This window comes from Marininema mesophilum (genome assembly GCF_900106775.1).
GTDB classification, from domain to species: domain Bacteria; phylum Bacillota; class Bacilli; order Thermoactinomycetales; family DSM-45169; genus Marininema; species Marininema mesophilum.
Genome location: NZ_FNNQ01000016.1, coordinates 21,615 through 45,421, shown reverse-complemented (window position 1 = coordinate 45,421; position 23,807 = coordinate 21,615). Strand labels below are relative to the sequence as shown.

General features: G+C 46.4%; 25 protein-coding genes. 6 read left to right on the top strand and 19 right to left on the bottom strand.

Annotated elements, in window-relative coordinates:
• Window positions 1-35: 35 nt before the first annotated feature.
• Window positions 36-494, bottom strand: coding sequence for a peptide-methionine (R)-S-oxide reductase MsrB (gene msrB, locus BLV90_RS13815; RefSeq protein WP_091742273.1), 459 nt, complete (start codon window positions 492-494; stop codon window positions 36-38).
• 62 nt (window positions 495-556) lie between these two features.
• Window positions 557-1,318 (bottom strand): IclR family transcriptional regulator, encoded by a 762-nt coding sequence (locus BLV90_RS13810; RefSeq protein WP_091742270.1) that lies wholly within the window; start codon window positions 1,316-1,318, stop codon window positions 557-559.
• Window positions 1,319-1,593: 275 nt separating this feature from the next.
• Here BLV90_RS13810 and acnA point away from each other — a divergent pair, with 275 nt between their 5' ends.
• On the top strand, window positions 1,594-4,311 hold the full coding sequence (gene acnA / locus BLV90_RS13805) for an aconitate hydratase AcnA (RefSeq protein ID WP_091742267.1): 2,718 nt from the start codon (window positions 1,594-1,596) through the stop codon (window positions 4,309-4,311).
• A 3-nt stretch (window positions 4,312-4,314) separates the two neighbouring features.
• Window positions 4,315-4,680 (top strand): VOC family protein, encoded by a 366-nt coding sequence (locus BLV90_RS13800; RefSeq protein ID WP_091742362.1) that lies wholly within the window; start codon window positions 4,315-4,317, stop codon window positions 4,678-4,680.
• Between the two features lie 93 nt (window positions 4,681-4,773).
• Here the strand turns inward: BLV90_RS13800 and BLV90_RS13795 are convergent, their stop codons facing one another.
• Both BLV90_RS13795 and BLV90_RS13790 read right to left on the bottom strand, forming a co-directional pair.
• A complete protein-coding gene (locus BLV90_RS13795; RefSeq protein WP_091742264.1) occupies window positions 4,774-5,697 on the bottom strand; it encodes a sulfite exporter TauE/SafE family protein in 924 nt (307 codons plus the stop codon).
• Window positions 5,698-5,885: 188 nt separating this feature from the next.
• Window positions 5,886-6,707, bottom strand: coding sequence for an ATP-binding cassette domain-containing protein (locus BLV90_RS13790; protein ID WP_091742261.1), 822 nt, complete (start codon window positions 6,705-6,707; stop codon window positions 5,886-5,888).
• A gap of 455 nt (window positions 6,708-7,162) precedes the next feature.
• Here BLV90_RS13790 and thiC point away from each other — a divergent pair, with 455 nt between their 5' ends.
• Window positions 7,163-8,923, top strand: a complete 1,761-nt coding sequence (thiC, locus tag BLV90_RS13785; protein WP_091742239.1) for a phosphomethylpyrimidine synthase ThiC — start codon at window positions 7,163-7,165, stop codon at window positions 8,921-8,923.
• A 161-nt stretch (window positions 8,924-9,084) separates the two neighbouring features.
• On the opposite strand, the gene BLV90_RS13780 is transcribed toward thiC, so the two are convergent.
• On the bottom strand, window positions 9,085-9,738 hold the full coding sequence (locus BLV90_RS13780) for a GOLPH3/VPS74 family protein (RefSeq protein WP_177168080.1): 654 nt from the start codon (window positions 9,736-9,738) through the stop codon (window positions 9,085-9,087).
• A 227-nt stretch (window positions 9,739-9,965) separates the two neighbouring features.
• Between BLV90_RS13780 and BLV90_RS13775 the strand changes: the two genes are divergently transcribed.
• Window positions 9,966-10,370, top strand: coding sequence for an acyl-CoA thioesterase (locus BLV90_RS13775; RefSeq protein ID WP_091742233.1), 405 nt, complete (start codon window positions 9,966-9,968; stop codon window positions 10,368-10,370).
• A 102-nt stretch (window positions 10,371-10,472) separates the two neighbouring features.
• Here the strand turns inward: BLV90_RS13775 and BLV90_RS13770 are convergent, their stop codons facing one another.
• Window positions 10,473-11,348 carry a lipoate--protein ligase family protein gene (locus BLV90_RS13770; protein ID WP_091742231.1) on the bottom strand — a complete coding sequence of 292 codons (876 nt, stop codon included), beginning with the start codon at window positions 11,346-11,348 and terminating at the stop codon, window positions 10,473-10,475.
• A 685-nt stretch (window positions 11,349-12,033) separates the two neighbouring features.
• Here BLV90_RS13770 and BLV90_RS13765 point away from each other — a divergent pair.
• Window positions 12,034-13,320, top strand: a complete 1,287-nt coding sequence (locus tag BLV90_RS13765; protein ID WP_091742229.1) for an NCS2 family permease — start codon at window positions 12,034-12,036, stop codon at window positions 13,318-13,320.
• A gap of 50 nt (window positions 13,321-13,370) precedes the next feature.
• On the opposite strand, the gene BLV90_RS13760 is transcribed toward BLV90_RS13765, so the two are convergent.
• From BLV90_RS13760 to BLV90_RS13745, 4 genes are all read right to left on the bottom strand, one after another.
• Complete coding sequence (locus BLV90_RS13760) at window positions 13,371-14,273, bottom strand: metal ABC transporter solute-binding protein, Zn/Mn family (protein ID WP_091742227.1); 903 nt, start codon at window positions 14,271-14,273, stop codon at window positions 13,371-13,373.
• 225 nt (window positions 14,274-14,498) lie between these two features.
• A complete protein-coding gene (locus BLV90_RS13755; protein ID WP_091742225.1) occupies window positions 14,499-15,149 on the bottom strand; it encodes an SCO family protein in 651 nt (216 codons plus the stop codon).
• Between the two features lie 35 nt (window positions 15,150-15,184).
• Window positions 15,185-15,625, bottom strand: coding sequence for a FixH family protein (locus tag BLV90_RS13750; protein WP_177168079.1), 441 nt, complete (start codon window positions 15,623-15,625; stop codon window positions 15,185-15,187).
• A 46-nt stretch (window positions 15,626-15,671) separates the two neighbouring features.
• Window positions 15,672-16,262 carry a DeoR family transcriptional regulator gene (locus BLV90_RS13745; RefSeq protein WP_177168078.1) on the bottom strand — a complete coding sequence of 197 codons (591 nt, stop codon included), beginning with the start codon at window positions 16,260-16,262 and terminating at the stop codon, window positions 15,672-15,674.
• Window positions 16,263-16,389: 127 nt separating this feature from the next.
• Between BLV90_RS13745 and BLV90_RS13740 the strand changes: the two genes are divergently transcribed.
• The gene (locus BLV90_RS13740; protein ID WP_091742220.1) at window positions 16,390-16,881 is read left to right on the top strand and encodes a GNAT family N-acetyltransferase; all 492 of its coding nucleotides are present in this window, start codon (window positions 16,390-16,392) and stop codon (window positions 16,879-16,881) included.
• A 4-nt stretch (window positions 16,882-16,885) separates the two neighbouring features.
• On the opposite strand, the gene BLV90_RS13735 is transcribed toward BLV90_RS13740, so the two are convergent.
• The 9 genes from BLV90_RS13735 to tpx all read right to left on the bottom strand — a co-directional run bounded on the left by BLV90_RS13735 (window position 16,886) and on the right by tpx (window position 23,666).
• Window positions 16,886-17,749 carry an aminotransferase class IV gene (locus tag BLV90_RS13735; protein ID WP_245726369.1) on the bottom strand — a complete coding sequence of 288 codons (864 nt, stop codon included), beginning with the start codon at window positions 17,747-17,749 and terminating at the stop codon, window positions 16,886-16,888.
• A gap of 5 nt (window positions 17,750-17,754) precedes the next feature.
• Window positions 17,755-19,134: an aminodeoxychorismate synthase component I gene (gene pabB / locus BLV90_RS13730; RefSeq protein ID WP_091742213.1), complete on the bottom strand. Its 1,380-nt coding sequence runs from the start codon at window positions 19,132-19,134 to the stop codon at window positions 17,755-17,757.
• A 197-nt stretch (window positions 19,135-19,331) separates the two neighbouring features.
• The gene (locus BLV90_RS13725; RefSeq protein WP_091742210.1) at window positions 19,332-19,937 is read right to left on the bottom strand and encodes a Fic/DOC family protein; all 606 of its coding nucleotides are present in this window, start codon (window positions 19,935-19,937) and stop codon (window positions 19,332-19,334) included.
• The gene (locus tag BLV90_RS13720; RefSeq protein WP_091742206.1) at window positions 19,934-20,134 is read right to left on the bottom strand and encodes a hypothetical protein; all 201 of its coding nucleotides are present in this window, start codon (window positions 20,132-20,134) and stop codon (window positions 19,934-19,936) included. The genes BLV90_RS13725 and BLV90_RS13720 overlap by 4 nt, the downstream gene beginning before the upstream one ends.
• 156 nt (window positions 20,135-20,290) lie before the next feature.
• Window positions 20,291-20,968: a 7-cyano-7-deazaguanine synthase QueC gene (queC, locus tag BLV90_RS13715; protein WP_091742203.1), complete on the bottom strand. Its 678-nt coding sequence runs from the start codon at window positions 20,966-20,968 to the stop codon at window positions 20,291-20,293.
• Between the two features lies 1 nt (window position 20,969).
• Window positions 20,970-21,698, bottom strand: coding sequence for a 7-carboxy-7-deazaguanine synthase QueE (locus BLV90_RS13710; RefSeq protein ID WP_091742200.1), 729 nt, complete (start codon window positions 21,696-21,698; stop codon window positions 20,970-20,972).
• Complete coding sequence (gene queD / locus BLV90_RS13705; RefSeq protein ID WP_091742356.1) at window positions 21,691-22,167, bottom strand: 6-carboxytetrahydropterin synthase QueD; 477 nt, start codon at window positions 22,165-22,167, stop codon at window positions 21,691-21,693. The genes BLV90_RS13710 and queD overlap by 8 nt, the downstream gene beginning before the upstream one ends.
• 221 nt (window positions 22,168-22,388) lie before the next feature.
• Entirely contained in the window at window positions 22,389-22,958 is a 570-nt protein-coding gene (gene thpR / locus BLV90_RS13695) for an RNA 2',3'-cyclic phosphodiesterase (RefSeq protein WP_091742194.1), read from the bottom strand.
• A gap of 189 nt (window positions 22,959-23,147) precedes the next feature.
• Window positions 23,148-23,666, bottom strand: coding sequence for a thiol peroxidase (gene tpx / locus BLV90_RS13690; RefSeq protein ID WP_091742191.1), 519 nt, complete (start codon window positions 23,664-23,666; stop codon window positions 23,148-23,150).
• Window positions 23,667-23,807 lie beyond the last annotated feature (141 nt).

Here is a 23,807-nt window from a genome sequence, read left to right as displayed (position 1 = left end):
TTTGGTGATGGTGTTTTCCTATACAGGTACTTGTACTACCCATCTTCCCTTTCCGTGTCAAACAATTTTTGATACTCCCCGTATCCTTCCTTCTCCAGCTGCTCCTTTGGAATAAAGCGCATTGCAGCAGAGTTGATACAGTAGCGAAGGCCTTCAGGACCGGGGCCATCATTAAAAACGTGACCAAGGTGTGAGTCGGCTGTTTTGCTCCGCACCTCTGTGCGAATCATGCCGAACTTTCGGTCTTCGCGCTCTTGAATCTCTTCCCTCATAATCGGCTTGGTAAAGCTTGGCCATCCACACCCTGCATCATACTGATCCTGAGAACTAAAGAGTGGCTCACCTGAGACGATATCGACATAGATACCCTCTTCTTTATTATTCCAAAATTCATTGTGAAAGGGGGACTCTGTAGCATCCTTCTGGGTAACATCATATTGCAAAGGAGTTAGCTTCTTTTTAAGCTCCTCATCACTCGGTTTACGATTCACCATCGGATCCCTCCTGCTGTCTAGTTCTTTATGTGTTCTTCCCTGATTGTTTATCCAGTAAAAGATTATTTTTTCAACATTTTTCCCATCCGATCCGCCGCCTCTAATGCAGGGGCAGCCACCTCATTCATCCGTTCCATTGTCAGCCGACCCACTGGCCCTGAGACAGCGAGGGCTGCGACTACTTCCTGGTTGGGATTCATAACTGGAACCGCGATAGCGCTCGTACCTGCCTCCCGCTCTTCACTACTTGTCGCATACCCATGCTTTTTAATTTCCTGTAATTGGGTAAGATAAGATACCCGATCCACTGACTCCGGCCAGGTGGGATCTCCTAAGATCATCGCCTGATCCGAAGGAGTAGCAAAAGCTGCAAGCACTTTGCTGGAGGCTCCAACGGCCAGCGGCATCCGGCTACCGATAGGCGCTACTCGGCGAATCGCCTGTAGGCTTTCTACCGCCTGCACACGCACCCTCTCAAAGCCATCCCGTACATATAAACTCACCGTTTCATCAATTTGATCCCGGAGGCGTTCCATCTCCTGCAGAAAGAGGACCGCCATGTCATCCGTACGGGAAAGGTTCGCAGATAATTCCCACACGCGAAACCCAAGCCGGTACTTGTCCGTATCCGGGTCACGAATGAGGAATCCCTTTTCCTCACAGGTAGCCAACAACCGATAGACAGTGCTTTTGTTCAATTCGGTCATATGAGAGATCTCTGTTAAGGAGAGCGTCGGTTGGCGAGTAAAACAGAGCAGAATATCTAGTGCTCGCTCAGCGGCACGAACCGTCTTTTTTCCTTCCAAAGCGGAACCTCCTTCCATTGCATAGAGTGAAAATGATTTTCAATTCCCATTATAGAAAGGACAGACATGGAACGCAAGCAAGATCTTTCCCTGTGATCCTTTTCCATTTCGACCCATCTAATTGATAACCCTTCTCAATCAAGCTATTTCTTGCAAAAAAGGGGAGCAAAGGACAAATTCAGGGTATACAAAGAGTGGTGTAACATTGTATAATGATACCGGAATTTCAAAACCACGTTTCGGCAGATGAAACAGAAAATGCACACACTCACTTCTATAAGGAGGTTTTCCGTATGTCTAACAAAGATCTCTTCGGCGTGAAGAGCACACTAACTTCTAGCGGCAAAGACTATACCTATTTCCGACTAGCCGGTCTTGAGGAACAAGGCGTCGGCAATGTATCCCGCCTTCCTTTCTCTATTAAAGTACTTCTAGAAGCAGCTGTCCGCCAATATGACGGTGTAGCTGTCACCAAAGAACACATAGAACAGCTTTCTAACTGGGCAGACAAACCTACCAAGAATGAAGTAGCTTTCAAACCCGCTCGTATCGTACTACAAGACTTCACTGGTGTACCAGCAGTTGTAGACTTGGCAGCTCTTCGTTCCGCTATGGACCGCGTAGGTGGTAATCCAAAACGGATCAACCCACTCATTCCTGTGGATCTCGTTATCGACCATTCTGTTATGGTGGATAAAGCGGGGACTGCGGATTCTCTTGAGTACAACATGAACCTAGAGTTTGAGCGAAACGAAGAGCGTTATCGCTTGCTCCGCTGGGCAAAGGAAGCTTTCAACAACTTCCAAGCAGTTCCTCCTGCAACAGGGATTGTCCACCAAGTAAACTTGGAATACCTTGCCAAAGTAGCACAAACCCGCGAAGTCGATGGTGAAACTCAAGTATTCCCAGACTCTCTCGTAGGTACCGACTCCCACACCACCATGATCAACGGTCTCGGTGTAACCGGTTGGGGCGTTGGTGGAATCGAAGCAGAAGCAGGGATGCTCGGACAGCCTCTCTACTTCCTCACACCTGAAGTTATCGGCTTCAAGCTGACTGGTGGACTTTCTGAAGGTGCAACGGCTACAGACTTGGCACTTACCGTTACAGAAATGCTTCGTAAAAAAGGCGTTGTGGGTAAATTTGTTGAGTTCTACGGATCCGGCCTCTCCAACATCAGCTTAGCTGACCGGGCAACCGTTGCTAACATGGCTCCTGAATATGGCGCTACCATGGGCTTCTTCCCTGTAGATGACGAGTCCCTTAACTACATGCGAAACACTGGTCGTGACGACTCCTTGATCGACTTGGTAAAAGAATACTACATCGCTCAGGGCATGTTCCGTACCGACGATATCAAGGATCCTGTTTTCACCGATACTATTGAGCTCGACCTCAGCGATGTAAAACCGAGCCTTGCAGGTCCTCGCCGTCCGCAAGATCGAATCGAATTAACTGATATGAAGAAAACCTGGGTAGAAACCTTGTCCAAACCTCTCGAAGAGGGCGGTTTCGGCGAGACCGACCCAAACAAAAAAGTGAAAGTGGAAATGGACGGCAAATCCTTCGAGCTAGACAATGGCTCTGTAGTCATTGCTGCAATCACTTCCTGTACCAACACCTCCAACCCAAGCGTAATGCTAGGTGCTGCGTTGGTTGCTCATAAAGCGGTACAAAAAGGCTTGACCGTAAAGCCTTATGTAAAAACCAGTTTAACCCCTGGTTCCAAAGTGGTAACCGAGTACCTGAACAAATCCGGTATGATGGACTCCCTCGCTAAACTAGGCTTCACCCTAGCTGGCTATGGTTGTGCTACCTGTATCGGTAACAGTGGCCCGCTACATGAGGAAATTTCCCAGGCAATCAACGATAACGGTTTGACCGTAGCTTCCGTACTCTCTGGTAACCGAAACTTTGAAGGCCGTATCCACCCTGACGTAAAAGCCAATTACCTAGCTTCTCCGCCGCTCGTTGTGGCTTACGCTCTTGCTGGTACTGTTGATATCGACCTTGAAAAAGACCCAATCGGTCACGACAAAGATGGCAATGCTGTCTTCTTCAAAGACATCTGGCCAAGCAACGAAGAAGTAAAACAAACCGTCGCCGCTTCCATGAACGCTGATCAGTTCCGTGAACAGTATGGTCAAGTATTTGACGCAAATGAACGCTGGAACCAAATTGAGTTCCCTAAAGGCGACCTGTATGGTTGGGATGATGAGTCCACCTACATTCAAGAGCCTCCTTTCTTCGTAGACCTCTCCGCTGAGCTGGAGCCGGTGCAAGAAGTAAAAGGTGCTCGTGCGCTAGCCCTATTGGCTGACTCTGTCACCACGGACCATATCTCCCCAGCGGGTTCCATCGCTCCAAGTAGCCCAGCTGGGAAGTTCCTGAAGGAGCATGGCGTAAAACCTCGCGACTTCAACTCCTATGGTTCTCGTCGTGGTAATGACCGCATCATGACCCGTGGTACCTTCGCTAACATCCGGATCCGTAACCAGATGCTTTCTGGCGTAGAGGGTGGCTTCACCAAGCACATCCCCTCAGGTGAAACGATGGCGATTTATGATGCTGCAATGAAATACCAAGAAGAAAACACACCATTGGTTGTACTCGCTGGTAAAGAGTATGGTACTGGTTCCTCTCGTGATTGGGCAGCAAAAGGTACCAACCTCCTCGGTGTTAAAGCAGTAATCGCTGAGTCCTTTGAGCGTATCCACCGTTCTAACTTGGTTGGTATGGGTGTAATGCCACTTCAATTTGAAGACGGACAAAGCTGGAAATCCCTCGGATTGACTGGTGAAGAGTCCTTCGACATCACAGGCCTCTCCGATGCGATCCAACCCTTTGAAAAAGTACACGTTACCGCTACCAAAAATGATGGTTCCAAAGTAGATTTTGATGCCATCGTCCGCTTGGACAGCCAAGTAGATGTTCATTACTACAAAAACGGTGGTATCCTGCAAACGGTACTCCGTCAGATCCTGAGCGACAAAGAAGAAGTGAATGCGTAAGTGATGAAGCCTCTGCGACTTCATCACGTTCAGATCACTGTTCCAAAAGGTACTGAGGAGGAAGCTCGTCGCTTTTATTGCAGCGTCCTCGGACTCACCGAAGTTTCCAAGCCAGACTCCCTCGCTGGACGCGGTGGTTTTTGGCTCCTTCTCGGAGATGTGGAGATCCACGTCGGTACAGAAGATGGTGTTAACCGTCAGCAGACGAAAGTTCACCTCGCATATGAAGTGAAGGAGCTCTCATCCTGGCGGGAGAAGCTAGAGCAAGCAGGCGCAGTCATCCTCGATTCGATTCCGATTCCAGGATATGACCGCTTTGAGCTTCGTGACCCCTTCGGTAACCGCTTGGAACTGATCGAACGTATTTAAAAATCCCCCTTCGTAATGATTACGAAGGGGGATTTTTTTATGTGAAAACCCATGGAAGGGTTGAAAACTTTGGATAACTCCTCAGTTTACTCTTTATCTCTCTTCTGGCTTTTGTTCCATGCTAACCGCCTCACCACCATCCAGCGTCACTTTCTTCTCCTTTACCAGTTTCCATATGATAAAGGTAATCCCAACAGCCCAAATCACGATTAATCCGGTATAAACAAGCCCTTCCCCCAAAGGTGTAACCAAGTCGAAATTACCTATCAGAGTTTTTGCATTGGTGATCACAATCAATCCGCCCACCAAAACACCCAACAAAGGCCCTGGAATTATTCTTACCAACCAAGCTGCAATGGGAGCGGCGATCACACCCCCTGCCATCAGAGCAATCACCCAAGACCAACTCACTTGGCTCCATCCCAACGAAATCAAAAATCCTACCGTTGCCGCAAGGGCAATCGCAAATTCACTGGTATCTACTGAACCGACTACTTTTCGTGGTTGAGCACCCTTTCGCGCTAACAATGTAGGGGTCGTCAAAGGCCCCCACCCTCCACCCCCCGTGGCATCAGCAAACCCTGCAACCAAACCTAATGGGATAAGAAATCGGCGCTTCGGCGGATCTGTTTTTTGAGAGACACTATTTTGTTTAACGAACAAAAAGCGAACAAAAACATATACTCCTAATAAAAATAAGAATCCAGCAATATAGGGCTTCACTACATCACCCGACAAACTACTTAAAAAACAAGCCCCTCCAAATGCTCCAATCGCCCCTGGAATGATTAACCCCCGGACAATGCTCCGATCCACATTACCAAAACGCCAATGAGAATAACCCGATGCTGCTGTTGTGACAAGCTCTGCAATGTGTACCGAAGCAGACGCAACTGCCGGAGCAACTCCATAAGCTAACAACAAAGAAGCCGATGTAGCACCATACGCCATTCCTAGGGAACCGTCCACCAGCTGTGCTGCTAGACCAATTAGAGCGAGTATCATTAGCTTTTGCATGCAACACTCTCCTTACTTTCCATTCTACGAACCTTTTTCAACTTAATGCTGATTAGATCCGTCGACTTTTTCGCTAATCCAATGTATGTCACTCCCCTTACACGGGTACCTTTCCTAGCCAGAAAAAATGCGCACATAAAAACGCCCTTATCTGGGCGTTTTTATCAAAACAGATTTGCAATTACCACTCACTTAAACCGTGTGCGCACCTGCGCAAAGGTTTGCATGGAATTGTACCAAGAGGAGACTCTCCCATCAGGAACACCTGCCGTTAGCAACCTTCGTTGCCCTAAGCGACGGCAAGAACCGCCTTCCATAAGAAGAAGATAGTCCGCCACTTCTGCCAATTGGAGATCATTCGTAGCAATCAAAATAATTCCTTTATGACGACGTTCAGCGATCTCCTCATGCAAAAGTTTCAAACCCAACTCATCCAAACTTTCGGTTGGTTCATCCAAGAGCCAAATTGGTGGCTCGGCCATTAAGCTCTGGGAGACGATATACCGGGATGACACTCCTTCTGGAAGGTTTTTCACCAGTTGTTTTCGGTGCGCCGCCAATCCCCATTTAGCCATCATCTCTGCCACTTTCACTTTCGGACGAAGGTGGCCACAAGCTTCAGCGATATCATACAAAGACTCTTCCAATGTCCATTCCCGACGAGAGCGTTTTTTACTAGGTACATAGCCAATCCGTTTGCGTAACTCATCAGCGGAGGAGGCATTTCCTATCGCCGCGACGCTCCGGGACCATCCTCGGACTTCATTTGGACCGATATGATAGGTTATCCGACCGTCATCGGGCACCAGTGCACCGGCTGTCATCCGTAACAGCGTAGTTTTACCCGAACCCTGTGGACCAAGAACAGCCGTGATGCCATTTCTTACTGTAGAAGTGAAATCGAGGAGCCCAAGACGGAATTCCATGCGATACGGTCGGTGGCTAGGAACCTTAGCGGAATCATGAAACCGCTTATTCACATGGGACCATTCGATATACACAAGGCTCATCCTTTCATCTAACCCACCCACCTACATTAAGCATAACCTAAAAAACTAAACTTTCAATGCTGAATTCCTTCATATTCCCATACTAAGCAGTGGGATTCACCATATTGTTTAATCGTTTCACTTGAAATCTTTCCTACCATCAACATAAAATTTCCTTTATAGTCCATTTTTACAATTGCGGCAATGGAGAAGTTATGATATGGTGAACTCGGTAACCGCATAGAAACGGGAGCTTGGAGGAGCCAGGCTGAGAGGGCGGGGAAATTCTACGCCGACCGTAACACCTGATCTGGGTAATGCCAGCGTAGGAACCAGGGTTTCTCCCTGTCTTTTTTCCACCATCGGGTGGATTGAAGGACCGTACGCTGATACGGTCCTTTTTCTATCCAATGGAAACGCTGCTAACCGCCCCATCCTTTCTTGTGGACCAACAATTAATTGAGGAGGGCACTTCAATGGAAATCAGCCAAGGGGCTTTCCCCAACAGCAAGAAAGTGTATGTGACCGATTCAAGGGCAAATGTCCGCGTACCGATGAGAGAGATTGCGCTGACCCCGACAAAGGATGACAATGGTGAACGACCTAATGAACCCATCCGTGTTTACGACAGTAGTGGTCCTTATACGGACCCAAATGCCACCATCGATATCCATAAAGGACTTGCACCAAACCGTAAGGAATGGATTCTTGCTCGAGGCGATGTAGATGAATATGAAGGTCGCCAAATCCAGCCAATAGATAATGGCCGAAAAAACGTATCAGGTTCGGAAATTCCAGGCACCCTTGCCCGTCGCCCACTTCGGGCAAAGGCCGGCCAAAATGTCACCCAAATGCATTATGCTCGTAAAGGGATCATCACCCCTGAGATGGAGTTTATCGCCATCCGTGAAGGTTATGATTCTGAGTTTGTACGGGAGGAAGTAGCAAGTGGACGCGCTATCATCCCCTCCAATATCAACCATCCAGAAAGTGAACCGATGATCATCGGTAAAAACTTTCATGTAAAAATTAACGCCAACATCGGTAACTCCGCCGTCACCTCTTCCATTGAAGAAGAAGTGGAAAAGATGGTTTGGGCAACCCGGTGGGGTGCAGACAACATTATGGACCTCTCAACAGGGCAGGATATCCATACAACACGGGAGTGGATTATTCGTAATTCCCCCGTTCCTGTAGGTACCGTTCCTCTCTATCAAGCATTGGAGAAAGCAGGCGGGGAACCTGCTGACCTCACTTGGGAACTCTATCGTGATACCCTGATCGAACAGGCGGAACAAGGCGTCGATTATTTTACAATCCATGCGGGCGTACTCCTTCGTTACATCCCTCTCACCGTTAATCGTATGACTGGGATCGTCTCCCGTGGCGGCTCCATTATGGCCGCTTGGTGTCTTGCCCATCACCAGGAAAGTTTCCTTTTTACCCACTTCCGTGAGATCTGCGAAATCATGCGCACCTATGATATCGCCTTCTCTCTTGGAGATGGCTTACGTCCTGGTTCCATCGCCGATGCAAACGATGAAGCTCAATTTGCCGAATTGCGTACCCTGGGTGAGCTAACGAAAATCGCCTGGGAATACGATGTACAGGTAATGATCGAAGGGCCTGGACATGTCCCCCTTCATCAGATTAAAGAAAACGTTGACCTTGAACAGGAAATTTGTCATGAGGCACCCTTCTACACACTTGGGCCGTTGACTACAGATATCGCTCCTGGATACGACCATATCACTTCGGCTATCGGTGCCGCCTTTATCGGCTGGCATGGAACAGCGATGCTCTGTTATGTCACACCAAAAGAACACCTGGGATTACCCAACCGTGAAGACGTAAAAGACGGCGTCATCGCTTATAAAATTGCTGCTCACGCCGCCGACTTGGCAAAGGCACACCCCCGGGCACAACAACGGGATGATGCTGTATCGAAAGCGCGCTTTGAATTCCGCTGGGAGGATCAGTTCAATCTCTCCCTTGATCCTGATCGCGCTCGATCCTATCATGATGAGACCCTACCAGCTGAACCAGCCAAAACTGCACACTTTTGCTCCATGTGCGGACCCAAGTTTTGTAGTATGCGAATCACCCAGGATATTCGCCGATATGCCGAAGAACAACAACTTCCCGTTACCGATGCTAAAGAAGAAGGACTTCGTGAAAAGGCAGCAGAATTCCGTGAAAAAGGAAGTCAAATTTATCACACCGCAAATAAAGGGTAACCAATCTGAAAAGAAATAGACGACAGGTAACGTGTTAGACATCATCAAAACCGCCACTCGATTAACCGAGTGGCGGTTTTTCCCTGTACGTCTTTATCCCACAATGGATCGAATCCACAGATGTAATCCAATCCAGCAGTGTTTTTTATTCATCCACTTGATTACATATCGGTCACAGTAGCCACAGCGGCAACTGTCGCAGCCGCTTGCATTCCTACAATGGTATCGGATACAGCTTCCTTGTAGATCTCACCCCGACTTAACTCCCTTAATCGGCGACGAGCCCTCGATTGCTCTTCCTCTGGGAATAACACACGAACCAAGTTGCACTTCAGTGCCACACTGGCCAACACCAAGGTACGTTCGTCTGGGACTCTGGTATCCTTTGGGAGAGAACGGATTTTTTCTTGTAGGGATTCTACTCGTTCCCGATCCTTAATAGACCATGAGGTAGAAGAAAACATGCCCCATTTACGCTGTTTCTCTTTTTGTAAAATTCCTCGGTGTACCAACCGCTCTTTCAATCGACTGTAAATATCCGAATCACCTAGTTTTCGAATCCAATGCGAAGCTTCCAAATTACCCGAGTCAGGAATTGTCGACTTAAGCACCTCATCTAATACTTTATCCCCAGTGGGTTTCTCGTCAATAACCACAACTTTCTTCCCCCGTAACTCTATCCTCTTCTGCACAACCAGTTCGAGAAGAAGCGCACCTGATAGCCCATATGGTAGAGGCCGCTCACAAACAGACCGTGTTTCACAAGTCCTCTCGTTCAAACAAAGTAACAATAATTCTTCTGCGATTGTAAGCAAAACCTTCACTCCTCAACTGATCATCTCATTTTTTATACCTCGATTCTATCATATTCACTTTGTCCACAATCTTGAAGAATCTGAGGAAAAAAAATGAACAGTCGCCCTTTCACAGATGATTTTTACGGCGGATATCCTCGCGAACAGGAATCCATCCAACCATTCACGAAAAGTAAGGAGAACCCGGATCATCATTTTAGGGATATCACCATTCGGAGGGATCACAGATGACACTTAACACCACACTCCAAGTCCGCTTTAATGAATGTGATGGCCTTGGACACGTGAATAATGCAGTCTATTACACATACATGGAAGCCGCTCGAACGGAGCTCTTTCAACTCCTTGATCCGGAGATGGACCTCAACAACTGGAAACTAATTGTTGTGTCTACAAGTTGCGAATACAAGGCCCAAGCTTCCTTTTGTCAGTGGCTGACGGTCACCACCGAGATCGAAAAAATTGGCACCAGTAGTTTCACTGTCCGTCATCAAATACTAGATCGGCAAACAGAAGAACTGATTGCCATCGGACGAGCTGTATTGGTTCACTTTAATTATCAGGAGCAAAAGAGCAATCAGCTGACCCCTTTGATGATTAAAACATTACAATCCCTTTCTCTACCTCAGTAATTTAGTACCTAATTAAACAAAAAGGTCTGACGATACTCACCTTCGCCAGACCTTTCCTTATGTCACAAGAAACCTTCTTCTAACAATAAGAGTCCAGCTCTATCACTTCTGATAAAACTGTGGCCAACATGCTTCCAAAAATGCAGGAGCACGCTCGTATTCTTTGGTAGAAACCGTTTGTCGTACCCTTGCACTACCAGTTAACTCTTGAATCGCCTCTACTAATCCTTTACGAACTTCTCTCTCTAACTTCTCTTTCGGCATGGAGGTGAAGGAATCCAATGTAGCCACCGTGTCTATATAGACAGGTCGATCTCCATCTGCCATTTCGTAAAAAGCATTAAGTGCCGACACGGCTTGTTCCCGATCCGCATGTACAAGGAGGGTCCCATGGGCGAGTACATACCCCGGGCGCTTGGAAGAAAGACCTGCTGGTCCCCCTTTCCACACCTGTGATGTACCCACCACTTTCTTGCCACGGATTACTACGTTATAGCGCCCATCACAAAAAGAACCGGGCACTTCACCAAAATAGGAGTCAAGCCCCCATGTCGTTTCAATCATCTTCATCAAGGGCAAACCGAGCATGCGATAAATATCATCAATCGTCCATGTAGCCTCCTGAGGACGAGGAAGAAATAGAGAAAAATTGAGCGTTCCTGGTCCATGGGGAACTGCCGTGCCACCACTTTGACGAACATAAACGGGCCAGTCTACACCCTTCATCATCAATGCCGCATTCAACCCTTGCTGGGTACGAATATCCTTTTTTGCGACAACTAGTCCTTGCGGTCCTTGCCAGATACGAAGAGTAGCCGGCACTTCACCATGGGCAACTGCTTCACCAATCGCCTCTTCTATCGCATAGGATAATGGAGTAGGCTCAGCGAAGGATTCGTCAATCACACGCCACTCTTTGATTTCTTGATAGATAGAAGCTGCTTTTGCTAACATTTTCTGTTCCTCGATCTCACTCATCCTTCGTTCCTCCTGAATGAACCCATCTCTATATGGCTTTATCACTATCTAGCAACTACATGACACTTTCCTATATGCCGATCTTTATACTACGGTCCCATACTATTATATTATAGCTCAATCCATTCCTAAACTCACAGAGAGGCCAATGCACCATGACAGGTTGTCTTATTTCTGTAACATAACATCAACCAAATATTTACCCATCCCACATGCGTAACCTTGTTAGACCAAGGAATACATGACTTTTTGCTATGTTCACTGGGTAGCTATATCTTCCCTTAGGCTACTTGAATATTAAGCGTTGTTTACAAATAGCCAAAACCCCTCTACAACGGGGAAATCCTGTGTATAATAAACTCAACGACAATACTTAGGGGTGGATGGATCATGAATCAGACGGCAATTGGTCTCTTCAATGCAACGGTACTCAGCATTCCCGTTTGGTTGGGTATTGCCTATGCTATTAGCCTCATCCTCTGATTGATCCTCCACCAAACGGATGCAATGAAATTAAAGCGCGTAACCTACCGTGATGGATTGTACCCATCACGGTTTTCCTTTTCTATTTCGATTTTCCATTATTTCACCTATGTACAAAAAGACATACTGGCTTTATAATAGGATAGCTATACTTTTGGTATAGAGGGTGGGCGAGGGCTATTAACAATTGAAGTGATAAAGGATGTTGCAACAACTACAAAAATGGTTTAACCCAGCGGCAGAGGGTTCTTCCTGGAAGAAAGAGCTGACCGCTGGATTAACCTCGTTTTTCACTGCTGCTTATATCTTGGTGGTCAATCCCCTGATTCTGCGTGATGCAGGAATTCCCCTCGGGGCAGGAGTTATGGCCACCGTAGCTGTATCGGTCTTTGGCTGCTTGCTGATGGCCTTTTGGGCGCGGGCACCGATTATCTTGATTCCTGGGATGGGGATCAATGCCTTTTTTACCTTTACCATCGTACAATCTCTCGGCCTCTCATGGCAGGCTGGGTTAGGAGCCATCGTTGTCTCTGGTCTCTTCTTCTTAATTGCCGCCATAACACCATTAGGAGAGAAGTTATCCCATGCAGTTCCCTCCTCATTAAAACATGGAATCACAGCTGGGATTGGCTTATTTCTCGCCTTTATTGGCCTGCAAAAGGGGGCTCTGATTGTACCCAGTACGAAGAGTTTTGTCTCACTAGGGGATTTCACCAGCCCAGTCGCATTAATTACACTTGCTGGTCTGCTATTTACCCTCATCCTCTATGTGCGTAATGTAAAAGGAAGTTTTCTCATAGGCATTTTGTTTATCACATTAGCTTCCATTTTGACTGGTACCCATTCTACGGGCGGTCTGAATGATACCAACTTTGCCGATTATAGCCAGGTCTTCTTTGCGGCTGAGTACCCACTTGCTTCGCTTTCCTTCTGGATCGCGGTATTTTCCTTAACGATGATTGTCGTTTTTGAAAACATGGGTCTGCTAGCTGGGATGTTGCCCAACATGGACCGTTTCTCCTCTTCCTATCGAGTAACGGCGGTTACCTCCTTGGCTGCTGGATTTTTTGGAACGAGCCCAACCATCGCATCGGCGGAAAGCGCATCGGGAATTGCTGAAGGTGGACGAACAGGTATTCCAGCCCTCGTAGCTGGTGTTCTCTTTATAGGTGCTACGTTCAGCCTGCCGGTTCTGGGAATGATCCCCAACAATGCTGCCGCACCCGTTCTCCTCATTGTCGGTGCATTGATGATGCAGAGTGTGGCCCATATCTCCTTCTCTGATTTCTCCGAAGGATTCCCAGCCTTTCTCATCATCGCGGGCATTCCTCTTACCTCCAGTATTGCTGATGGCCTTGCTTTTGGATTTATTGCTTATCCCCTTCTAAAAGTAGCCCTTGGTCGCTGGAAACAGGTGCCTTCACTTGTTTATGTAATTGCAAGCATGTTCCTCATTAATCTGATCGCAATGGCACTGACTTCTCATTAAATAAATAACCTTCCTGCTTCTTACAAGCAGGAAGGTTATTTATTTTCTCTTTAGTTTGCGTTTAGACCTTTAGCCAGATTCTCGACGTTTTTGTCCATCAGGCTAAAGTAATCTTCACCAGCTTCTTTTTGTTTTTGTGTAAGTCCCTCTAAAGTACTAAGGGTAAGTGCCCTTGCCCCTACTTCTTCTCGAACGGTCTCTGCTACCTTGCCGCTAACTAGCTCCTCAAAATAAATCGTGTGTACCTTGTATTTACGGGCTTTTTGAACCACTGCTTGTAATTCCTTAGCACTTGGTTCATCGGATGGTGACAAGCCGGATACCGCTACCTGAGTAAGACCATAACGATCCGCTAGATGTCCAAAGGCAGCATGAGAAGTGATAAAGGTACGTTGTTTACTTCCTTTTACGATCCCTTTAAACTTTTGATCCAACGCATCGAATCGCTTAGAAAGTAAAGCATAGTTCTTTTCATACTCCTTCTTATGCCTTGGATCTTTTTTAATAAGAGCCTGTTCAATCGCTTTGGCTTGCTGCTTCGCCTTCATCGGATCTAACCACACATGGGGGTCTTTCTTATGGTTCACTTTAGCCTCAATTCTTTGAGAGGCATTCACTACCTTTGCATTCCCATCCTCGAGCATCGGTTTGGCTTGATTAATCCAAGACTCCATCCCAATCCCATTATAGATAAACACATCAGCCTTACTCAAAGGAGCCATCTCTCTGATCTTGGGTTCAAAATCATGGGGTTCAACCCCTGGAGGCACCATATTTTTTACGATGACATGCTTTCCACCAATTTTTTTTGCAAAATCCGCAAGGGAATAGAAGCTTGTGTACACTAACACTTTCCCCTTTTTATCCACATTTCCCATTCCTGAGGAGGAACACCCTGAAATCATTAGAACGCTAATAAAGCACAATAAGAACGCTAACCGCGAACGAGACAACTCTTACACCTCCGACAACGGTATTGTTATATTCCCAGACAAGACGTATCATCATGCTGGTTTTCTCAGCTTTCACCCAATTATAAATGGTTATCCTCCGGATGTAAATCGAAATCTTTACGATTTGATAATAGATCAGGTATGTCGATCACATCGAGAACCTTCCTCCTTTCCATTATTCTAAATATAAAGAAGCCCTCTGAAAGGGCTTAACAAGCATAAACGCTATTGAATAGAGCGGACGTCCTCAACGATACGCTGATAATCAGGTTGCATCGCGTTATATTTGGCCATGATCTTTCCTTCTTTATCCATCAAATAAAAGCGTGCCGGATGGTTAATTACCAGCGGTTCATCAGAGGAACGAGACTCCTTACGTACAATGGGTGAACCAAAGGCCATTTTCAAAAAGCGCTCCATTTGTGCTTCACTATCATGGGTGAGAAAGGTCCAATTTTTAAAATCTGCCCGTAGGTTCTTCCCGTACCGTTTTAACACAGGGGATGTATCATGCAATGGATCCACACTAAAACTGACCAATTGAACATCCTTCATTCCCGATTCTCTCAGCTTTTTCTGTAGCCGAGACATATTGGCAGTCATCGGAGAGCATATATCGGGACAACGAGTGAAAATCATATCCGCTAGCCAGACCTTCCCTTTTAACTCCTTCATACCAAAGGCTTTTCCATCTTGATCCCGATAAATGAACTGTGGTACTGGAAGGCTGTTTACACCGATCTTGTCTGAAGCGGAGGGCAATGCCGGTTTTTCATCATTCCCCCAGCTCCACCATCCCACACCTGCGACTAGTGCTACCGCGATAATAAGTGTGAGCGGCTTGATAGAAAAAATGCCTCTTCTCTCCCCAGACATACAATCCCTATCCCCTTTCCGGTCGGAGGAAGGGTTTATGGACGAACGGTTATGGTTTTGCTATCCATCGCATGGGCACCACGGGCAGTAACATGGTACATTACCTCATATTTGCCCGCCTTTTTAAAGGTTTTTTTGGCGACATACATGCCATCATCCATCCGTTTCGTCTTCAGGGATTCCTTTTTTCCGTCTTCACCCTTCGGCCAGATATCAAAGCGAACCCTATCGGCATCATTGACTGGCTTGCCCTTTTGCATGATCATCGCATGGACCTGTGCCGGTTTACCTGCTTTTATCTTTTCCGGGTTGGTCATCAGATCTACTTGAAGTTTATTATCCTGCTTCATCTGTTTCTGATCTTTTGATTGGTCCTTCTCCTTGGTATCTTGTGCCGAACCACAGGCTGTTAAAAGCAAAAGCCCTGTGGCGATCAGACAGAGGGTACCCCACCGCTTCCATTCACTCCGTACCATAAGTATCTTGTCCTTTCTGTTATGATGTATGGCAAACCTGTCCTGATTATTCCTGAGATGTGCATCCACATCCATGAGCTCCATCCATGGCACTCGTTACTCGTAGAATCGCATCACTAAAAGAAAGCACTTCTCCACCTAACCCTTTGACAAATCCCCTAGCAATCCTCTCCTGCTCAAAACAGAGAAGCTGAGGGCGACAACATCCTACATCAACCACTCCATTTAGTACATACCAAGCCATTTGCGCATTGATCGTCGTATTCGTGAAAAAATCCTGGCACAACGCTTGAATATCCGACCGATTCAGCTGACTAAAACGTAGCAACCCACAGTGGCTACAACACGCCGTTTCTACCCGATCAGGTAGAATGAGCCGATACGCCAATCGTGAATCTACTGACCTACCACAGAGCATACATTTCCCATCTGCAACTAAGGAGGAACCCTCTTCTTGCCTGGTAAGGGCAATCCCACCGTATACTTTGTGCGCCCATCCTTCTTGTAAAAGGGGTTGGATATCCCGGTAAATCGTCATTTCCGAAACGGCTAACTCTGCGCTCAGTTGGGAAATCTTCACTTGTCCCAGTTCCCGAATACGCTCTCTAATCCGTTCCTGACGTTCATGAGGCAACAAAGTGCAATCCTCCTTTTGTAAAGTTACCACACCTTTTCACATTCTCCCTCTCAGTCTACTTCTCTTCTATCGTTGTTTCAAATATAATCTTGTATGATTGCAATCTATCCTTAAGGAGCGCTTTTATATGAATATCCGAAATCTTAGTCCAAAAGATTACACGACCATTATCAGAGTTATCGACGAATGGTGGGGAGGCAGAAAGATGGTCGATATGCTCCCAAAGCTATACTTTGACCACTTCCACAATACTAGCTTTGTTGTGGAAGAAGAGGATCGATTAGTCGCTTTTCTGATCGGATTTATCTCTCCTGTCCATCAACAACAAGGCTATATTCATTTTGTCGGCATTCATCCTGAATACCGACGCCTAGGACTCGGACGTAGATTATACAAACACTTTTTTGCATTTATCTCAGCACAAAATTGTACAATGGTACGCTGCATCACTTCACCTATCAACAAAAACTCCATCCTTTTTCACAGAAGCATGGGCTTTCAACTTCTAACAGGAGACGTCCTCAGGGATGGTATACCCGTACACACCGATTACGATGGACTGGGAAATGATCGCGTGGTATTTCAACGGGAGTTGAAGACCGATGAGATATCTACATAGGTTCTTAGAGAGGGGATGACTGGATCTCCTCTTCCACAGCTTTCTTCCATGCATCCATAAACGTTCGGGTCATCCACCCCGGCTTTCCATCAGCAAGGATTTGTTCGCCTATCTGAACGCACGGAAACGGTCCCCACGTTGAATTGGTAAAAAAAGCTTCTTCTGCCTCATGCCATTCTTCGGGGTCGATCTCGCGTATCTCTACATGAATCCCAAGATCCATCGCCTGTTGTATCACCCAAGTTCGCACGGTTCCAGGCAAGGGTCCGCTGGCAAGGGAAGGAGTATGCAAGGCTCCCCGCTTAATCAAAAAAATATTGGCAGACGCACCTTCACATAACTTTCCTTCTGGTGTAAGCATAATTCCCTCTTCTGCCCCTTCTATTACAGCCTCTTCTCGTGCTAGAATGCTCTCTAAATAATTAAGGGATTTCACACGTGAGAGGGGGGGAAGAGGGTTTTTTCGTATCGAAACCGTGATCGCACGAATTCCTTGGTCATAACGTTTGGGGTCAAGGATATGATGATGCGCCTCTACCCACCAAACAGGGTCCGACAGGCTTAAGAGAGGTACGCCAAATCCCCCTTGACCACGAGTTAGGTTCAAACGAAGATATCCTGCTGTCACCCTATTGGCCTCAATCACACCCTTTATTCCCTCGATCCATTCTTCATGGCGCGGGATCTTGGCAAAATACAAGTGTTTTGCCCCTTCTTCCATACGAGTCAGATGGGCTTCTAAAAAAAGAGGCACCCCCTTTTCCACCCGTAGAGTCTCAAACAATCCATCTCCAAAGCGGGCGCCTCGATCCATCAGAGACAATGTCGCTTGTTTCATAGAAACCAGCTTCCCGTTTACTACAAACATGGTTTTCACGATTGGGACAACCTCCTCATCGCTGGAGTCGCTGTCCATTCTTCGATCGCTCGAACCATCCCCTGCCCTTTGGCCAAGGTTTCTGCAAATTCCAGATCAGGATCTGAATCGGCTACAATGCCTCCGCCTACACGATAGGACAGCCTTCCTTCTCCTCCTACCCAAGTCATCGTACGAATCGCGATGTTCCACTCTGATGATCCTCGCGGATCTACATAACCGATGGAGCCAGTATAGATTCCACGTCGCTGGTTCTCCAATTCATGGATCACCTGCATCGAACGAATCTTAGGTGCTCCTGTAATCGATCCCCCCGGGAACGCCATCCGTAATACTTCCCCCATGCTTGTCCCCTCCGGCAACCTACCCGTCACCTGAGCGGATTGATGCCAAACCGTCGGATGAGGATCGATGGCGAATAAATCGGTTACCTCTACAGATCCCATCGCACAGACACGGCCAAAATCATTCCGCTCCAAATCCACGATCATAACCAACTCCGCTTGGTCCTTCTCACTTCCTGCTAGCTCATCTCGATACTGCTCATCTTCCTCCTCTGTCGCACCTCGGGGACGTGTACCTTTAATAGGACGTGTCTTAATCATATCGCCTTGACGACGGATAAATTGTTCAGGGGAAGAGGATAGGATGGCATATGTCGGCATACGAATATAGGCTGCATAGGCCCCAGGGTTTGTTTTCCTCAGTACACAGTATAAATCCCATGAGTCTCCTGCAACTCTTCCTTCCACCTGATAGGAAAGATTGGCTTGATAGATATCTCCACGAGCAATATACTCCTGTACACGACCCAGACGCTCGCGATAGGTTGTTACATCGATTTCAGCAGTCAATGGACTGACCAACTCTCCTCCTTGAGGGTGAAGTTTCTTCTGTGAGAGGTGTAATACTTCCGCTACTAATGAATCGAGTGATGGATCAGGATCTTCTTCCAAAGTAGTAACGACCAGCCACATTTCCTCAGCCTCATGATCGAGCACAATTACTTTACCAGGTATCATGAAGTAAACATCATGAACAGGATCAAGCCGTTCCTTTGGCAGGCCGATCCATTCTTCATCCCATGCCGCTTCATAGGAAAAATATCCGAGTACTCCAAACAAAAAGGGAGGCGCATCTACCGGTGTATCCTCTACGGTTGGAATCTGGGAAACTAACTCATCCAATACAGAAAACGGAGAATCCCCTTCACCATGATTAAGCTTCCGGCTTCTTACAGGTTCCCATGCGATTACATCATATCGACCCTTCTCACAACTATCCAAATAGATTCCTATTTGAGAACCACCGATAAAATGGGCAAATAAGCTCGTCCCCTCTCTCTTTTCTTCCACTCTCCTCCAAGCGACGCGCATCCACTCCACCTCTGTCCACTCTTGATTTCTTATTACCTCTTATTGTAGCGCAAACCTTCTTAAGTCCAAAATTCCATCATCCTAAGCAACCCCTTCATCCGACAAACTTTGATCCATTAAAAAAATCCCCGGTGGAAGATTGCTCTCCCTTCAAGGATCTGTAACTACAAGCTGTGAACCTATTCCTTTTGTATCGATTACTTTTCTTCTGAATCAGATGGATGTGGAATGATACAAGAACGCACCACATTTTCTAAGCCTACATTATCTACAAAAGCCGATTGGATCGAAGCATCGACCATAAGTTTAGAAATAATCAGATCCCAGTTAATCAAATAGCCAGTATTTAACCCCAAACAGCGAATAAATTCTCGTTGTACACGCCCATTACCCTCACGGAAAGGGTGAATCATATTTAATTCACCAAAGTAATAAGCAGACCTTCGAGCAAATTCTTCGAGACTCAATCCTTGCAACAATTTCTCAGCCTTTAGTTTGCTAAATAACTTCTCTAACTCATACTCAATATGCTTCACTTTACAGAAGTAGGTATGATCTTTAGAGATGTCTACTTGGCGAAATTCTCCTGCAAAAGGGTAAACATTTTTAAAAATATGATAATGAATCTGCCGTAAATGCTCACCATCAAAATCCCCATCGATAGGCTCAATTTTTAATTCGGCCAAGGATTGCGCAGTGACGATACTCTCATAACGGGTCAGTTCTGCCTGATTTTTAATATCTGCAAGGTTAATTAGAACTTCCGTACCTGGATAAAGATATGACGACTTACCCGATGTCACCGATCCTCATCTTTCATCTTTTTAGGGGAAAGGGAAGCTAGTTCTTTAGCACGTCGAAGGAACTCTTTTTCCGTAATTTCACCCATTAACCTTCGTTTAATTAATTGATCTTCTGTTTTTGTCGTATACAGCCCTTCTACTGCTAGGGAACCTTTGGCTTCTTTCAATTTACGCTTCACCAAATTCTTCTTGCGCATGAACCGACTCCCTCCTCAGGCCACTTTTTCATCCATATTATACTTTAAACTGGCTTATGTTCATCCCTGCACACGCCTATTTTTAGCGTATTCAAACGATAATACCAACAAAAATCCTTGAGCGGAAAACCTCTTTAGCTCAAGGATCATCTCAACTTACTTTTTTACACCATAGGAAATAGGGTCCGTTGCTCCTGCATCGGCAAAGCCCTTCAGACGTAAGCGACAGCTATCACACTCTCCACAAGCCTCTTCGTCCCCTTGATAACAGGACGTCGTCAAATGATAGGGTACTCCCAAACGTAAACCTTCTTGAATCGTTTCTCCCTTACTCCAATGAATCAACGGAGTCGCTAGATGGATTTTGCCACCCTCAACCCCTGTTTTTGTTGCCAAGTGAATCGTTTCTTCCAAATGAGCGATAAATTCTGGTCGACAATCGGGATACCCACTATAATCAACAGCAGATACCCCTGTGTAGACAGCCTCTGCCCCGATCACTTCCGCATAGGCCGCCGCCAGAGAAAGGAAGATTAAATTTCTTGCAGGGACATAAGTAGAGGGAATTCCTTCTTTAGCCTCCGTCGGTACTTCGATGCTCTCCTCCGTCAAGGCACTGCCACCAATTTGACTCAAAAAGCTAATATCCACAATCCGATGCTCAGGCACTTCATAGAATTGAGCTACTTCCTTTGCTTGGGTCACCTCACGATCATGGCGCTGACCATAACTAAAGGTGATCGGATATAGCTCATATCCTGTCTTCTTCGCCAATCCCATACATGTCGTACTATCCAAGCCACCCGATAACACAATAACCGCTTTTTTTGCCACCTTAGACGCCCCTCTCTGCTGGATTCCAGATAAATTTGTGGAGTTGTAAACTAACCCGCACCTTGGAAAGGGAATGTGCCAATACCCACTCTACCAATTTCCGCGGAGGAAGGGTCTCAAATACAGGGCTAAACAATATCTGTCCCCGTTTATGAAAACGGCGAATCACATCGACAGCTATACGAAAATCTTCCTCGTTTCCAATCACAAACTTTATTTCATCCCGATCCGTGAGCCGATCAAAATTGCTTTGAACCATCTTCTCTGCTTCACCTGAAGCAGGTAATTTATAGTCCATGACAAAACGGACCTTCTCCCCCCATGGTTGTTGCTTACGCAACGCATCGTAGGGAGTGAGGTCAATCGCTCCATTCGTCTCAATATGCACATCCTGAATATGGTTTGGCATAGCCAGAGCCATAAGTAATGCCGCAGATTTTTCCTGATGCATCAGAGGCTCTCCTCCTGTAAAGCAAATCCGCTGGCTCGCAAAGCGATGAGCCGAAGCCGCGATCTCTTTTACTGACGCCTCATACTCGGGTTTAGCTGGTGCATAACTATAGGGGGTGTCACACCAAGTACACCGTAAATTACAGTGAAACACACGAACAAAGATGGTGGGAAACCCCGCTCCACTCCCTTCCCCCTCCACTGTTTCAAATACTTCTACCATAGGCAGTTTCCACTGCTCATAGATATCCGGCTTCGACAAATCCCAGCCCTTACTCATTCTCTTCCATCCATTCTCGCTTCATCGTCGCCCAACTCGTAGGAGTTTCATGAAGCACAATCTCTTCCAAACGATGTCCACGCGCTTTTAATCCGTCCCGTTCCAAACGAGCATCAAATTGTTCCCAAATCCATACGATCATATTTTCCGCAGATGTATTCATATTAGGCAACACTTCGTTCAAGTAGCGATGATCTAATCGGGCATCGATTTCCTCTTTAAACATTTGTTTTATGTCACCAAAATCAACGGCGATCCCTACTTCATCCGTCAGTCCACTCATCATCACCGTTAGTTGATAGGTGTGACCGTGGAGATTTTTGCACTTTCCTTCATATGCATGAAGATGATGAGCCGCATCAAAGGTAAAGGACTTGGTCACTGCCACTCGCTTGCGATGGTAACGCAATTCTGACTGTTTAATATCCACACCAAGTCGCTCAACCCGATCTGGTATTTTAAACTCCATTAAAAATACCCCTTTCAAAAAGGGGGAACCACGATGAAAAAGCCTCCTCGAAAAGAAAGCACCATCCGTATAGGTTCCCTAGTTTTGTTTTTAAAGAGTGGTGGGTTTACGACACTCTTACCTCTTTTAAATCTATCACGGGAAGTGACTTACGGCAAATTCCCATACCTGATGTTAAATAAAAAACGACCCTTGCGGGTCATTTATTCATCGTCATTAACTCAACCCAACCCAAATTGAGCCATGGGATGATACATCGGTGAGCGAAACTGATGGGTTTGATAGAGGATTAATTCATCGACTGTCCAATACAACTCTCCATGGATTGGGGACAACTCTCCCAAGCGATCATAGGGAAAATCATTCCGCCAGTACTTTTTGGCTAGGGTGATATGGGGTTTATAGGCTCGCTTCTCTTTAGTGAAACCTAGGGGCTCAATCTTGTTTGCCACCGTTTCATAAAGGGTGAGCAAACGCTCTACGTCTCCTCCAAGACCCGCCCATAAGACGCGAGGATGGGTAGGGACACCAAAAAATCCGATAGTGTCGATATGAAGATGAAAGGGTTCCTCCTGTGCAACAATCTGTTTTAACTCCCGTTTAACTTCACGAGCTTGCTTAAAAGTACACGCTCCCAGAAATTGTAGGGTGATGTGATAGTCAGAGGGATGTACCCACCGCTGAAAGGGTAGTTCTTTTTGCATCGATTCACTCCAGCGTGATAAAGCGAGCCGTTGATAATCAGGAAGAGGAATCGCGATAAATAAACGATACAAGGGATTAGAACTCATCACTTGCACCTACCTTTACGATCTGGCCATCCTACAATCCAACCATGAAGGCCTTTTAATATAAGATGTCCAAAGATCGCTAATTGACCCTAGCCATCGCCCGAAAAAGAAACCCCCTCTAAAACTACAGTTGACATCCAAGTGATCTCCTTGGTGCTGTAACTGTTCTTAGAGGGGTTATGTTTGTGATTATAGTGCTTTTTTGGCCGCTTCAACAGCTGCTTCGTAGTTTGGGTGATCGGTTGCTTCTGGAACCACTTCTGTATAGACCACTTTATCCTCTGCATCAATTACAAAAACGGCCCGAGCTAAAAGGCGCAGTTCCTTAATCGCTACGCCAAAGGCGGTACCAAAGGATAGATCCCGGTGATCGGAAAGTGTTTGCACACGATCAATTCCTGTTGCTCCACACCAACGTTTTTGAGCAAAGGGAAGATCCACTGAAATGGTTAACACCTTTGCATTATCGCCAAGCGCTACGGCCTCTTCATTAAAACGACGGGTCTGAGCATCACAAACACCAGTATCTAGGGATGGCACTACACTGATGATTCGCACAGACTTTGCGCTATCCGCCAGTTTCACTGGACTTAAGTCATTTGCTAATACGGTAAATTCAGGAGCGGTATCTCCTACTTTCAACTCCGACCCCAGTAATGTAACGGGATTTTGTTTAAAGGTGATTGCACCTTGACGCTCAGCTACCATGGGAAATTTCCCTCCTTCATCTTTTACACCTCGTATTCTAACATACTTTCTAGGCGATACGGACATCCTGGCCACAGAGAAACTATAGAAACCCAGGCTCCAGGTCGAAAGCCCGCGCCTAATTTCCTCACACCATGAGAA

Excerpts from the sequence above, each read along its gene's own strand:
- msrB (WP_091742273.1), bottom strand. The coding sequence starts at position 494 with ATGGTGAATCGTAAACCGAGTGATGAGGAGCTTAAAAAGAAGCTAACT.
- BLV90_RS13810 (WP_091742270.1), bottom strand. The coding sequence starts at position 1,318 with ATGGAAGGAGGTTCCGCTTTGGAAGGAAAAAAGACGGTTCGTGCCGCT.
- acnA (WP_091742267.1), top strand. The coding sequence starts at position 1,594 with ATGTCTAACAAAGATCTCTTCGGCGTGAAGAGCACACTAACTTCTAGC.
- BLV90_RS13800 (WP_091742362.1), top strand. The coding sequence starts at position 4,315 with ATGAAGCCTCTGCGACTTCATCACGTTCAGATCACTGTTCCAAAAGGT.
- BLV90_RS13795 (WP_091742264.1), bottom strand. The coding sequence starts at position 5,697 with ATGCAAAAGCTAATGATACTCGCTCTAATTGGTCTAGCAGCACAGCTG.
- BLV90_RS13790 (WP_091742261.1), bottom strand. The coding sequence starts at position 6,707 with ATGAGCCTTGTGTATATCGAATGGTCCCATGTGAATAAGCGGTTTCAT.
- thiC (WP_091742239.1), top strand. The coding sequence starts at position 7,163 with ATGGAAATCAGCCAAGGGGCTTTCCCCAACAGCAAGAAAGTGTATGTG.
- BLV90_RS13775 (WP_091742233.1), top strand. The coding sequence starts at position 9,966 with ATGACACTTAACACCACACTCCAAGTCCGCTTTAATGAATGTGATGGC.
- BLV90_RS13770 (WP_091742231.1), bottom strand. The coding sequence starts at position 11,348 with ATGAGTGAGATCGAGGAACAGAAAATGTTAGCAAAAGCAGCTTCTATC.
- BLV90_RS13765 (WP_091742229.1), top strand. The coding sequence starts at position 12,034 with ATGTTGCAACAACTACAAAAATGGTTTAACCCAGCGGCAGAGGGTTCT.
- BLV90_RS13755 (WP_091742225.1), bottom strand. The coding sequence starts at position 15,149 with ATGTCTGGGGAGAGAAGAGGCATTTTTTCTATCAAGCCGCTCACACTT.
- BLV90_RS13750 (WP_177168079.1), bottom strand. The coding sequence starts at position 15,625 with ATGGTACGGAGTGAATGGAAGCGGTGGGGTACCCTCTGTCTGATCGCC.
- BLV90_RS13740 (WP_091742220.1), top strand. The coding sequence starts at position 16,390 with ATGAATATCCGAAATCTTAGTCCAAAAGATTACACGACCATTATCAGA.
- BLV90_RS13735 (WP_245726369.1), bottom strand. The coding sequence starts at position 17,749 with ATGTTTGTAGTAAACGGGAAGCTGGTTTCTATGAAACAAGCGACATTG.
- pabB (WP_091742213.1), bottom strand. The coding sequence starts at position 19,134 with ATGCGCGTCGCTTGGAGGAGAGTGGAAGAAAAGAGAGAGGGGACGAGC.
- BLV90_RS13720 (WP_091742206.1), bottom strand. The coding sequence starts at position 20,134 with ATGCGCAAGAAGAATTTGGTGAAGCGTAAATTGAAAGAAGCCAAAGGT.
- BLV90_RS13710 (WP_091742200.1), bottom strand. The coding sequence starts at position 21,698 with ATGAGTAAGGGCTGGGATTTGTCGAAGCCGGATATCTATGAGCAGTGG.
- queD (WP_091742356.1), bottom strand. The coding sequence starts at position 22,167 with ATGGAGTTTAAAATACCAGATCGGGTTGAGCGACTTGGTGTGGATATT.
- thpR (WP_091742194.1), bottom strand. The coding sequence starts at position 22,958 with ATGAGTTCTAATCCCTTGTATCGTTTATTTATCGCGATTCCTCTTCCT.
- tpx (WP_091742191.1), bottom strand. The coding sequence starts at position 23,666 with ATGGTAGCTGAGCGTCAAGGTGCAATCACCTTTAAACAAAATCCCGTT.